The sequence below is a fragment of the Bacteroides sp. AF29-11 genome, assembly GCF_003602895.1.
GTDB classification, from domain to species: Bacteria; Bacteroidota; Bacteroidia; order Bacteroidales; family Bacteroidaceae; genus Bacteroides; species Bacteroides uniformis.
Window position 1 is genome coordinate 122,835 of the sequence record NZ_QTLY01000011.1, and the last position, 13,040, is coordinate 135,874.

General features: G+C 48.7%; 8 protein-coding genes. 4 read left to right on the top strand and 4 right to left on the bottom strand.

The window, feature by feature from the left end; all coding sequences use genetic code 11:
* Positions 1-42 precede the first annotated feature (42 nt).
* A complete protein-coding gene (locus DWZ03_RS18265) occupies positions 43-2,580 on the bottom strand; it encodes a DUF5686 and carboxypeptidase-like regulatory domain-containing protein (RefSeq protein WP_120130504.1) in 2,538 nt (845 codons plus the stop codon).
* A 188-nt stretch (positions 2,581-2,768) separates the two neighbouring features.
* Between DWZ03_RS18265 and aspT the strand changes: the two genes are divergently transcribed.
* Positions 2,769-4,463, top strand: coding sequence for an aspartate-alanine antiporter (aspT, locus tag DWZ03_RS18270; protein ID WP_120130505.1), 1,695 nt, complete (start codon positions 2,769-2,771; stop codon positions 4,461-4,463).
* Positions 4,464-4,739: 276 nt separating this feature from the next.
* Positions 4,740-6,374 (top strand): aspartate 4-decarboxylase, encoded by a 1,635-nt coding sequence (aspD, locus tag DWZ03_RS18275; RefSeq protein WP_120046693.1) that lies wholly within the window; start codon positions 4,740-4,742, stop codon positions 6,372-6,374.
* Positions 6,375-6,400: 26 nt separating this feature from the next.
* On the opposite strand, the gene DWZ03_RS18280 is transcribed toward aspD, so the two are convergent.
* The 3 genes from DWZ03_RS18280 to DWZ03_RS18290 all read right to left on the bottom strand — a co-directional run bounded on the left by DWZ03_RS18280 (position 6,401) and on the right by DWZ03_RS18290 (position 10,697).
* On the bottom strand, positions 6,401-7,714 hold the full coding sequence (locus tag DWZ03_RS18280) for a sensor histidine kinase (protein ID WP_120130506.1): 1,314 nt from the start codon (positions 7,712-7,714) through the stop codon (positions 6,401-6,403).
* Positions 7,705-9,066 (bottom strand): sigma-54-dependent transcriptional regulator, encoded by a 1,362-nt coding sequence (locus DWZ03_RS18285; protein ID WP_120130507.1) that lies wholly within the window; start codon positions 9,064-9,066, stop codon positions 7,705-7,707. The genes DWZ03_RS18280 and DWZ03_RS18285 overlap by 10 nt, the downstream gene beginning before the upstream one ends.
* Before the next feature lie 143 nt (positions 9,067-9,209).
* Positions 9,210-10,697, bottom strand: coding sequence for a TolC family protein (locus tag DWZ03_RS18290; RefSeq protein WP_005826781.1), 1,488 nt, complete (start codon positions 10,695-10,697; stop codon positions 9,210-9,212).
* 288 nt (positions 10,698-10,985) lie between these two features.
* On the opposite strand from DWZ03_RS18290, the gene mce reads away from it, so the two are divergent.
* A complete protein-coding gene (gene mce / locus DWZ03_RS18295) occupies positions 10,986-11,402 on the top strand; it encodes a methylmalonyl-CoA epimerase (RefSeq protein WP_009036790.1) in 417 nt (138 codons plus the stop codon).
* A 58-nt stretch (positions 11,403-11,460) separates the two neighbouring features.
* Positions 11,461-13,014: an acyl-CoA carboxylase subunit beta gene (locus DWZ03_RS18300; protein ID WP_005826784.1), complete on the top strand. Its 1,554-nt coding sequence runs from the start codon at positions 11,461-11,463 to the stop codon at positions 13,012-13,014.
* The last annotated feature ends 26 nt before the right edge of the window (positions 13,015-13,040 follow it).

Sequence of the window (13,040 nt, forward strand, 5' to 3'; positions counted from 1 at the left end):
AGTCATTTTATCCGATTTAATGTCCTATTAGTAAGATTTAAGTTAAAATGTCATGTGTAGACTGATTCTGAGCCCGGATTTGTCTACATCCGGTAAATTTCGGTAAGTCAGACGCCATACATAATCGACACGCAACACCTTGAAAATATTTTCAATGCCTACACCTGCCTCTACGTATGGCGTATGTCCCATGGTGGTACTTCCAGCAGGAAAACGGAACAAATCCTGCTGAAAAGCCGGATTATTCTTATCACTCAAATTCCCATACAAGCCGCGGCAGGAAAGTACTTCACGCCATTTCAACTTTTTCAACAAAGGAATACGGTTGAAGAGCCAGCCGTTCAAGTAATAGGTCACATCCCAGGAAGCGTATTCATCGTTCATGAATTCCATGGCATTCATCAGTGAATAGGACTCGGGCTGTATGGTATAGGACAAGTTCGCGTTGGGAATGACGAGCAAAGGAAAAGGAACCTTATTCCAGACTTTTCCGGCTTTCAGGATAACGTCCGTATAACCGAATGCCGAGAACCAGAAACGCTTTTGAAAACCCGCTTCCGTATAGTGATAGGTATAGTCTCCTCCCAGTACCCCTTTGGCAGCCATGGTATGTGTAAGCGAAAAGACCGGAGCATCCAGCGAAACGGGGAAGCGGTTCCATTGGGTCTGGAAGAATTTCTCGTTGGGAGCATAGCGCAGCTTCAATTCCAGTTCACTGGTCGAAATACTTTTTACATACGTATTATGGTCGTCCTGCTTGACGAAAGGAATCAGATGGGATGATTCATCTTTACGCAGACGCGTCGTCATCTGCACGGAAAAGCCGGAATGGAACTCATTGGTATAGGTCAGTTCCGCCTTCCGCTGATAACCGATACGGTCATCCTTCTGACGTTTCAAGGCAAGAAAAACATTATCCTGACTGGTATAAAGATAGTGTTGTCCATATTGATTGACGTCTGACAAGTAACGGAGCTTCAACGAATGTATAGGAAATTCATTGGCATATTCCTTCTTCCTATGAAAAGAATATTCCAGTTCGGCGAGTCCCTTTACACGATGGTCGCGAAAACCGTATGCCATATAGCCCCTGCCGAACAAATGCGGATTGAGCCATGCCGTCGTCATACCGCCGGCACGCAAGCGCACCCCTTCCAGTGTATTTCCGCTGATAGTGGTATTCATCATACCGATATAGAACAAAGGTTCTTTTTCCTTCGGAGCGGGAATATACCCCGTGAACAGCACCTTCAACACTTTCTCCGTCCAGAAATAAACGGGATAGCTGCGCAACTGGGCCATCATCTTGTCCACCGAAGTCTCTTTCTTGCTGACCTCCACCTGGCGGTTGGCATCCCAATATGCTTCCGAATAGCCGGAAGCCGATGTCTCTTCAATCACCTTTTCCGCTTTTCGGAAAGCCTGCAGAGCCTTGTCATCCGGTTCATACTGATAATTTCTGTAATACACATCCCGCTTGGCATAAATACCGTCACTATTGTCCACCAACTTGAACTCCGTAGTGATACTCTCATTGAGCAACTGCCTCGTACCGTCCTCCGCGCGGTCAAAATTCTGTTCAATCTTCATGTAGTCCACAAAGTTCAGATTTATTTTCTGAGGAAAGTTCATGACGGCACGCTTTACAAAATAGGTACTGTCCAGCATGACGTATAAATGTCCCGTAAAACCGAACGACTCGGAGTTGAAAGGGACAAATGTCAAGTCAACACAAGGCTTTCCGGCAACGGTAAGCGTATCCATCAGATAATATTTGTAGAAAGACGGCCCAAGGGAGGATAGCGGACTGACAAACTTATTGGTGAACAAGGTGATGTTGTTCTCATAAAGGTCTACATCGGTCATGGTGACACTGATAGCCTGTTCCATACCCTGCTGCGAAAGCATTTCGTCCACTCCTGCCTGCCTGCGGGCGGTGACCCACTGTTTCCGGCTATGCGGAGATTTGCGGTAATAGTCTGTGGCAAGCAACTCACGGTTGGAGATGGCCAGTACCGGCCTGCCGGTAACGGCAGAGGTATCGACATAATCCGTCAGGAACTTGAACTTACGGTAAAGCCACTTCTGTTGCTTCAAGCTGTCGAAGTTATTGATGGCAAAAGTCATCTTTTCATAGCGGTCACGTTTCCAGAAGTCGCGTTCGTCGGGCGAGTAGTCATCCCGATGCTCTATCATCTTGCGTACAAACTCCACTGCGGGATTATCCTTTTTCTTATACCGTTCACGTTTCGGCTTCACCACCACCTCATCCAGTGCATAAGTGGCTGGCGAAAGGGCTATATTGAACTTAGAAGACTTTGCAGGATGAATCAGCCGGACATATTCATTATATCCCACGGCCGAAATGACCAGCGTGGCCTCCGGGCGATAGGTCTTGAAGGAAAAACGGCCGTTATTGTCCGTCATCCCTCCCTCCGTAGTTCCTTTCAGATAAACTGACGTATAAGGCAACGGCTCCTTCGTCAACGAATCGGTGACAACGCCTTGCACCATATATTGTGCTCTCAATGGAAGAGTAACCAGCTGGATAAGCAGAAATACCCTAAAAAACAACTTCATACCTTGTTTTACCTAATTTGGATGGCAAAGGTACGGAAGAAAACTTTTTCTTAAAGTTCGGTTTTACGGAATAAATGTTCTAAAAAACTCCTTTTGTATAAAACACTTCCCGTTAAAAGCCGTTGTATAGCGAAACGACGCTCCAGAAAGCATCGGAACAACCAATATATAACCTAAACAACTTGATTATGGAATGGATTTTCAACCAGCTCAGGGAACGCCCCGAACTTGCCATTTTCCTCACTATATTCCTGGGATTCTGGCTGGGGAAACTGCGTATCGGTAAGTTTACGCTGGGCACAGTGACCAGTGTACTGCTTGTAGGCGTACTGGTAGGGCAACTGAATATAGCCGTACCGGGTCCGATAAAGTCGGTATTTTTTCTGCTTTTCCTTTTTGCCGTGGGCTATAAAGTGGGTCCCCAGTTCTTCCGCGGACTGAAAAAGGACGGATTACCCCAAGTGGGCTTTGCCGTACTGATGTGTATATCCGTACTGTTAGTGACCTGGCTGCTGGCCCTGATGATGGGCTACAATGCCGGTGAAGCTGCCGGACTGCTGGCCGGTTCGCAAACCATCTCCGCCGTCATCGGAGTGGCAGAAGACACCATGGCCAATATGGGACTGGACGAGGCCCAACGACAAAGTTACGTCAACATCATTCCCGTATCCTACGCCGTCACCTACATTTTCGGTACGGCAGGCTCGGCATGGGTCCTATCATCCATCGGTCCCAAGATGCTGGGCGGGCTGGAAAAGGTGAAAGCCGCCTGCAAGGAGCTGGAGGCGAAGATGGGCAGCTCTCTGGCTGACGAACCGGGATTCATGCCGGCGGCACGCCCCGTCACTTTCCGTGCCTACCGGGTCGAAAACGAGTGGTTCAAGAATGGAAAGCGGGTGATTGACCTGGAAGTCTACTTCCGGCAGCACGACAAACGTCTATTTGTGGAACGCCTCCGCAAATCCGGAGTTGTGGTGGAAGTCAGCATGAACATACAGATAGAGCCGGGAGACGAAGTAGTGCTAAGCGGACGCCGCGAATACATCATAGGCGAAGAAAGCTGGATAGGGCCGGAAGTACAAGATGCCCAGCTCCTGGATTTTCCTGCCGAAAAGTTACCGGTTACAATCACACGCAAGACGGTTGCCGGCAAGACGGTTGCAGTTATCCGAAGGGAAAAGTTCATGCACGGTGTCAGTATCCGGAGTATCAAGCGCGCCGGAATATCCATTCCCGTGCTGGCACAAACGGTAGTAGATGCCGGCGACGTCATCGAAGTGGTAGGTACCAGGCAGGAAGTGGAAGCAGCAGCCAAACGTCTGGGGTATATAGACCGTCCTACCAACCAGACGGATATGATATTCGTAGGCCTGGGTATCCTTGTCGGAGGTTTGTTCGGAGCACTTTCCGTCCATATCGGCGGTATCCCCATCAGCTTGAGCACAAGCGGCGGCGCATTGATTGCGGGCTTGTTCTTCGGCTGGCTCCGCAGTAAGCACCCCACCTTCGGGCGCATTCCCGAACCTTCACAATGGGTGTTGAACAATGTCGGTCTGAACATGTTCATCGCGGTAGTGGGCATTTCGGCAGGTCCCAGTTTCGTGCAGGGCTTCCACGACGTAGGTATCAGCCTGTTTCTGGTGGGAGCAGCAGCCACCACCCTGCCGCTGATTATCGGCTTGCTGCTGGCAAGGTATGTTTTCAAGTTCCATCCGGCACTGGCTTTGGGCGTCTGCGCAGGGGCACGTACCACTACGGCCGCTTTAGGCGCAGTGCAGGATGCCGTTGAGAGTGAGACACCTGCTCTGGGATACACCGTGACCTATGCCGTGGGCAATACCTTATTAATAATATGGGGTGTAGTCATCGTTTTGCTAATATAAGACGATTCTGTACCAATGCTTACTAATCCGGAGCATTCAAAGAATTATTGCCGGAAATGCAAGCGACTATATACCCATTCACTAATAGCTATTCGTCCGACAGCTGTCGGACGATAATTCAACAGTTGTCGGACGATGATTCAACAACTGTCGGACGAAAAGGAAACATATATCGGACGATTAATTTCAAGCAAGGAAAGAAATAGTCCGCCACATGAACAGAGATTATTCACCGAATGACTGAAAACAATAAATAACGAACCTAAACTTGAGCTTATGGATACAAAACTTTTAGAAAAGAAAATGGAATCTATCAGTCCTTTCGAACTGAAGAACCGCCTGATAGACATGGCAGACGAGAGTCTGAAGAAAACCGCCCGTACCATGCTGAACGCAGGGCGCGGCAACCCCAACTGGATTGCAACCGCTCCACGCGAAGCCTTCTTCCTGTTGGGAAGCTTCGGCCTGGAAGAGTGCCGCCGCATCATGGATTTGCCCGAGGGAATTGCAGGCATCCCCGAAAAAAAAGGCATTGCCTCTCGCTTCGAAGCCTTCCTGAAAAAGAACAATAACGTACCGGGCGCCAAATTGCTGGAACAAACCTACAACTACCTGCTGATGCAGCATGCCGCCGACCCCGACAGCCTTGTACACGAATGGGCCGAAAGCATTGTAGGCGATCAGTATCCCGTGCCCGACCGCATCCTTCATTTTACGGAAATCCTTGTGCAAGATTACCTTTCGCAAGAGATGTGCGACAACCGTCCTCCCCGGGGTGCCTATGACCTGTTTGCCACCGAAGGTGGAACAGCCGCCATGTGCTACATCTTCGACTCCCTGCAGGAAAACTTCCTGCTGAACAAAGGGGACGGTATCGTCCTCATGGTTCCTGCCTTTACCCCCTATATTGAAATCCCACAACTCAGCCGCTACCAGTTTCGAGTGACCAAAATACATGCCAACCGCATGAATAGCGAAGGGATGCACCTCTGGCAGTACAGCGACGAAGACATAGACCGCTTGAAAAGCCCTAAAATCAAGGCCCTCTTTGTCACCAATCCCAGTAATCCGCCCAGCTACACACTCAGTCCGGATACAATGGCGCGCATCGTGAGCATCGTCAGGAATGACAACCCTAATCTGATGATTATTACAGACGACGTATACGGTACATTCAGTCCGCACTTCCGTTCGTTCATGGCAGAAATTCCCTACAATACGCTTTGCGTCTATTCATTCTCCAAATACTTCGGTGCCACCGGATGGCGCAATGCGGTCATTGCCCTGCACGAATTCAACCTGTTCGACAAGCTGATAGCCAAACTGCCGAAAGAGAAACGGGAGATTCTGCACCACCGCTACTCCACCCTCACTCTGGAACCTGAAAAACTGAAGTTTATCGACCGTATGGTTGCCGACAGCCGTCAGGTGGCACTGAACCATACCGCCGGACTGTCATTGCCACAACAGATGCAGATGGGCCTTTTCGCCGCCTTTGCCCTGCTGGACAAGGAAAACAAATACAAGCAAAAGATGCAGGAGATTATCCGCCGCCGATTGCATGCCCTTTGGGAAAATACCGGTTTCACGCTGACGGAAGACCCGTTGCGCGTAGGTTATTATACAGAAATCGACATGCTGGTTTGGGCAAAGAAGTTCTATGGGGACGACTTTGTAGAATATCTGAAACGTACCTACAGCCCGCTGAACGTAGTCTTCCGCCTTGCCAAAGAAACCTCTCTGGTGCTGCTGAACGGCGGTGGTTTTGACGGCCCCGAATGGAGCGTACGCGCCTCACTCGCCAATCTGGACGAGAAAGACTATGCAACCATCGGCCAAGGCATTAAAAAGATACTGGAGGAGTATGCAAAAGAATTCTTTAAAAATGGAAAGGCGAAAGATAAAAATTGAAAGGTGAAAGGTAAAACTTTCAAATTTCAATTAAATAGTATACGGAAGCGGGTCAATCCATCGTTGTAGGTACGTAGGGAGAACGTGCAACCATGACGGCTCAAAACTTCCCGGATAAACACCAGGCCAATTCCCTGCCCGTTCGGCTTGGTGGAAAAGAAGGGACTGAAGAGTTTAGCTTCGGTCTCTTTACTTATCCCCGGACCATTGTCAACGACTTCCACAGAAGCGGGGGCAGTGGTCCTTACTATTATCTCACCTTGCTGTCCGTTTTCTCCGGCGTCCCCCTCTATACTTTCGGCAGCATTCTTGATGATATTCACAAGCACCTGCTCAAAAAGAGAAGCATCCATACGCACCATTCCCACCTCCGGGTCGCATTCCAGACGTAGCCCTATATTGCGGTCATTGCACATTCCTTCCATGAAACGCTTGCACATGGACACCAACTCATTCAGTTGGACGGGCACCAGGGTAGGTTCAGGTATCTTTACCACATCTGCAAAACGGGTAATGAAACGGCTCATCGAGAAACAACGCTCCGTACAGACGCGCATCACGTCGCAGATGTCCTCCATATCATCTTCTGTAGAAAGTGCCTGCTCCACTGTATCGAGTGTGGAAGTGATGCCCGCAGTGGTATTGTTCACTTCATGAGCTATCATGCGGATTACCTTTTCATAGGCACGCTTCTCGGCACGCATCACTTCTTCTGTCATACGCTCTATCAAGAAAAAAGGATGTTTGAACCCTCTGTCAATAAAAGAAGAATGGGTGCATTTATAAATATTCGCATCATTGAGACGGACCACTGCCGTCTCGTCTTTGGGAATGGACGAAAGTTCGGCAGCCAACGGAGAATCCATCTGGTCCAGCCGCTTTGCCATCGCCTCCTCCATACGGACACCGAGCATCTTTACCGCCATCGGATTCAGTTGCGACACTTCATCGTCCATTGTCAGGATAACAACCCCCATTGGAGATGCCTGAATCAACAAATCCAAGAAGTGATTCTGCTCGCGCATGCGCAACCGTTCATTCTTGAGCTGCTCCATCATTCGGTTAAAGATATTCACAATGCGGTCTGCTTCGTACTGCCCTACCCGGCTGAGACGACTACTGAAATCCTGCTCGCGCAGCAACTCCATACCGCTGCCTATGGTGTTCATCGGCTTCACTATCTTATTATAGAATACTATCAGATAGATAAGGATAAACCCGATGAGCCCCTCCAATACGTACAGATACAAAAGCGGCTTCCCACTCAGCAAATATACCAGCATTCCACCCAGACCGAGCAGAAAAAGGACAAGTATGAAGAAAAAGAATTTTATGCGCACGGGACTTGAATATTATATTTTTCTAAACGTCTGTAAAGCGCAGCGCGGCTGATGCCTAATGACACTGCCACCTGACTGAGATTCCCTTTATGCTGTTCCAACGCCTGCAAGATAGTCTGCCGCTCTATTTCATCCAAGGTCATACCTGCAAAAGAAGTACCTTCGGCAGCTTTGGCCGGTTCGTCGTGACGCAGATATTGGGCATCGAAATCCGCGGCATCCAGCACCGGCTTGCCGCTGACCAGAATGGTACGCTCCACCAGATTCTTCAACTCACGAATGTTGCCCGGATAAGGCAGGCGGGAAAGGAAATTCAGAGCGTCGGCCGAGAAATCCGTACGCGGCAAGCCGTTCACCTCTGCCTGACGGTCGGCAAAGTGACGTGCCAGCAAAGGAATATCTTCACGGCGCTCCCGCAAGGAGGGCAGTTTTACGGTAATCAGGTTGATACGGTAAAAAAGGTCTTCACGGAAAGTACGTTCGGACACCATCTTGCGGAGGTCTGCATTAGTGGCGGACACAACGCGTACATCGACTTTGCGGGGACGGCTATCGCCCAGCACTTCGAATGTCTGGTCTTGAAGCACGCGCAGCAGTTTCACCTGGCAGGAAGGGTCGAGGTCACCAATCTCGTCGAGGAAGATAGTACCTTTATTTGCCATTTCAAAACGCCCTATACGGTCGGCGCTGGCATCGGTAAACGCCCCTTTCTTATGGCCGAACATCTCGCTCTCGAACAAGCTCTGCGAGATGCCACCAAGGTTCACCTTGACAAAAGGCTGCTTCACACGTTGGCTGTTGATATGGATGGCTTCGGCAATCAGCTCCTTGCCCGTTCCGCTTTCGCCCGTAATCAGCACCGAAGCATTGGTACGGGCTATGCGGGCCACTGTGTTCAACACTTCCATCAACCCTTTGGACTTACCTATAATATGGCTGCGATTCAATGCGGTAGTCTGTTCTTCCGGCACCTCTTTCGGGGCGGCCGTAAGCTCAAGGGCCGTCTCGATGCGCTGCAAAAGAGCAGCATTGTTCCAAGGCTTGGTTATGAAATCGAATGCGCCGGCCTGCATACCCTGCACGGCAAGCTGGATACTTCCCCATGCCGTCATCAAAATAACGGGCACATCGGGACGGAACACCTTTACCTGCTTCAATAAGGTAAGTCCCTCTTCTCCGGTAGTGGAAAGAGTGAAGTTCATATCCATCAAAATCAAGGCGGGAGCTTCGGCCCTCACTATGTCCATAGCTTCGCGAGGACTTGGAGCCGTTTTCACCTCATATCCGGCACGCTTCAGCATAAAGCTGAGGGAAGAGCGCACAGCACTATCGTCGTCTATTATCAGTATCATAAAAATTGTAGTTTGTTTCCCGCAAAAATAAGTAAAAAAGCAGAGTTATGAATGATAAGTTATAAGTTATTTACCTATAATATCGCATATACGGTACTTTTACCGGCAAATAACTCATAACTTATCACTTGCAACCCGTCGACTTATCCTCTTACCACCTCTTCAAAATCAGCTTCCAATTCCGTATCGCGTTCAAAATCCCAAAGGGTCAAGCTGCGGAGCTGATAGAAGTAATACCAATAGTAGTACAGCTCTGAAATATGCTTTTGACGGGCTTCGTCTTTAGAGTTCTGTGCATCGTTCAGGTCCAGGGTGCTGATTTTACCTATCATAAAGGTCTCTACACTGGTCTTGTAACGCTTCTCAGCAATGACATCCGCCTCTTCGGCTATGTCCAGCTGTTGCGCCTGGTTGTTGAAGTTAGCCACCAGCAAAAAGATGTCCTGATTAAAGTCCATCTGTTCCTGACGGATTCTGGACAAGACCACTTCACGGTTGCTCTTTGCCACCCTTACCTTGCCGCGGCGCTTGCCCCAGTCAAGGATAGGAATCTTGACGCCTACCTGCACAATCTGATTATCAAGCAAGTCCCGGTAGGCTGAAGAGAATTCATGGTTCTGCCCCGTATAGCCCACACTGGCAAAGAGGTCGATGCTGCGCAAGTTTCCGCGTGCCGTTGCCACTTCATAATCAGCTTCGAGCTGGCGGCGGCGAATGTTCTGTGCAAAGGAGTTGCGTTCTAGTGCCTTGTTCAGCACACGGTCATACTCCATCTTTATATCGGGAACAGTGGCGGGCAACACCGGATTCAGGCTTTCCTGCTCGGACACCCCGAGGAAAGAACGGAGCTGGAACATTTTTGCATTCAGGTTGCTCTCTGCCTCAGTCACGTCGGCCTTGCCCTGCAATGAATTCAGTTTAAGCTGCAACAAATCATTCTCGGATATCTGTCCCATTTTACGTTTGGCTATGGCCACTTCATAAAGGCGGTCGGCATTCGTCTTGTTCTGCATGGCGGTAGCGAGCGATTCTTTGGCCAGCAGCAACTCAAAGAAATAAGTGATGGTTTTCATCGTCACCTCTTCCGTAGCTGAAATGAACTCGGCCTTTGCCTCGGCATAGCGTACGGGCTCTATACGGCGGTTCCACTTCAAGGTATTCACTCCGAAGACCGGTTGCGTCAACTCCAGACTCACGGGGACTGACATGAACTGCTTCGCTCCTCCGGAACCCAGTTGTTTGAGATAATCCAGCGAAGAAGTCAGTGACAGCTTACCCCCCGTAAACCAAATGTTCTGGTCTACCGAAAGCTGTCCGGACAGCCCCAGTGTATTGTTGCGAACAAAGCTATAGGAGCCGTCGGAATTCTGGTAGGTACTGTAGGACTTGTTATAGTTGGGTAGTGTACCGGTGAAATTCACTTCCGGCAACAAGTCCGCACGGAATGTACGGTATTCCCAATACGCGGTTTTCAATTCATTCAATGCCACAGCAGCATCCACAGACTGCGTACGGGCCAGTACAATGGCCTCCGACAGCGTAATATTGCGTTCATGTCCCAAAGTATCATTCTGCGCCATGGTTGCCAACGGCATCAAAAAACAAACTGCAAGTAAAATATTCTTTTTCATGTTCAATCTTTAAAATTGTCGCAAACAGAAAAGCAAAGAGTGTGCCAAGTGGCCGGAAAGGTTTCATAGAGGGGTAAGTGTTCATTTTCGGACAGTGGGGATGTCCGTTAGCGGACGATATCAAGAAAACAACCGGTCTCTATCTAAAGTCTGAAAAAATCCTTCTAAAGTTCAATTAACCATTAATTAATTGATGAAAAATTTCTTTATTAAGGAAGAATTCTCTTTCTTTGTGCTGCTTTATACCTTTATTAAAAGGATACAATACTAACATTAATTTATATAGTTATGAAGATTTCACACATTGAGCATCTGGGCATTGCCGTTAAGAGCATTGAAGAAGCCCTTCCGTACTACGAAAACGTTTTAGGTTTGAAATGCTACAACATCGAAACCGTGGAAGATCAGAAAGTTAGAACCGCTTTCCTGAAAGTGGGCGATGTAAAGATCGAATTGTTGGAACCTACTTCTCCCGAAAGCACAATTGCCAAGTTCATCGAAAAGAACAACGGTAACGGTGGCATGCATCATCTCGCATTCGCCGTTGAAGACGGAGTGGCCGGTGCGCTTGCCGAAGTCGAAGAAAAAGGTATCCGCCTTATAGACAAAGCTCCCCGCAAAGGTGCAGAAGGTCTGAACATTGCATTCCTGCATCCGAAGTCAACTCTCGGTGTCCTGACCGAGCTTTGCGAGAAACCGGAATAAGCAAGACTGTAAAATCATCAAATCATAAATTGTATAAACACTTAAAGAATATAAATTCATGAGTAATCAACTTGAAAAGATTAAAGAGCTTATAGACCGCCGCGCTGCAGCACGTCTCGGTGGTGGTGAAAAAGCGATTGCAAAGCAACACGAGAAGGGTAAATATACAGCTCGTGAGCGTATAGCCATGCTTCTTGACGAAGGCAGTTTCGAAGAAATGGACATGTTCGTAGAACATAGATGCACCAACTTCGGCATGGAAAAGAAACACTACCCCGGTGACGGTGTAGTAACCGGTTGCGGTACAATCGAAGGCCGTCTGGTTTATATCTTCGCACAGGACTTCACAGTTTCTGCCGGTTCACTGTCCGAAACCATGTCTCTGAAAATCTGTAAGATTATGGACCAAGCCATGAAAATGGGTGCTCCGTGTATCGGTATCAACGACTCGGGCGGTGCACGTATTCAGGAAGGTATCAATGCCTTGGCTGGCTACGCTGAAATCTTCCAACGTAACATCCTTGCTTCCGGTGTCATCCCGCAGATTTCCGGTATTTTCGGTCCTTGTGCCGGTGGTGCCGTTTACTCTCCTGCATTGACAGACTTTACTTTGATGATGGAAGGTACATCCTACATGTTCCTTACCGGTCCGAAGGTAGTAAAGACTGTAACCGGAGAAGACGTAAGCCAGGAAAACCTGGGTGGCGCGAGCGTTCACTCCACCAAATCTGGTGTTACTCATTTTACTGCACAGACAGAAGAAGAAGGTTTGGCCCTTATCCGCAAACTGTTGAGCTACATTCCCCAGAACAACCTGGAAGAAGCTCCTTATGTAGACTGCACAGACCCTATCGACCGTCTGGAAGATTCCCTGAACGACATCATTCCTGATAACCCGAACAAACCGTACGATATGTACGAGGTAATTGGCGCTATCATAGATAATGGTGAGTTCCTCGAAATCCAAAAAGATTATTCAAAGAATATCATTATCGGTTTCGCACGTTTCAACGGACAGTCCGTAGGTATCGTTGCCAACCAGCCGAAGTATCTGGCAGGTGTGCTCGACAGCAACGCATCCCGCAAGGGCGCACGCTTCGTCCGTTTCTGCGACGCCTTCAATATTCCTATCGTATCATTGGTAGACGTACCGGGATTCCTTCCGGGAACCGGCCAGGAGTACAACGGCGTCATCCTGCACGGTGCCAAACTGCTGTATGCATACGGTGAAGCTACTGTACCCAAGGTTACCATTACACTGCGTAAGTCCTACGGTGGTTCGCACATCGTGATGAGCTGTAAGCAGCTGCGTGGCGACATGAATTATGCTTGGCCTACTGCTGAAATCGCTGTAATGGGTGGTGCAGGTGCTGTAGAAGTATTATATGCCCGCGAAGCCAAAGAGCAGGAAAATCCGGCTCAATTCCTGGCTGAAAAAGAGGCTGAATACACCAAGTTGTTTGCCAATCCTTATAATGCAGCTAAATATGGCTACATTGATGATGTTATCGAACCGCGTAACACACGTTTCCGCATCATTCGTGCCCTGCAACAGTTGCAAACCAAGAAATTGACTAACCCGGCTAAGAAGCATGGTAATATTCCCTTGTAATCAAGCTTTTCACACTAAAACAAGAA

Bases quoted from the DNA above. Each gene is read 5' to 3' on its own strand.
- DWZ03_RS18265 (WP_120130504.1), bottom strand. From the start codon at position 2,580: ATGAAGTTGTTTTTTAGGGTATTTCTGCTTATCCAGCTGGTTACTCTT.
- DWZ03_RS18290 (WP_005826781.1), bottom strand. From the start codon at position 10,697: ATGAAAAAGAATATTTTACTTGCAGTTTGTTTTTTGATGCCGTTGGCA.
- aspD (WP_120046693.1), top strand. From the start codon at position 4,740: ATGGATACAAAACTTTTAGAAAAGAAAATGGAATCTATCAGTCCTTTC.
- aspT (WP_120130505.1), top strand. From the start codon at position 2,769: ATGGAATGGATTTTCAACCAGCTCAGGGAACGCCCCGAACTTGCCATT.
- DWZ03_RS18300 (WP_005826784.1), top strand. From the start codon at position 11,461: ATGAGTAATCAACTTGAAAAGATTAAAGAGCTTATAGACCGCCGCGCT.
- DWZ03_RS18285 (WP_120130507.1), bottom strand. From the start codon at position 9,066: ATGATACTGATAATAGACGACGATAGTGCTGTGCGCTCTTCCCTCAGC.
- mce (WP_009036790.1), top strand. From the start codon at position 10,986: ATGAAGATTTCACACATTGAGCATCTGGGCATTGCCGTTAAGAGCATT.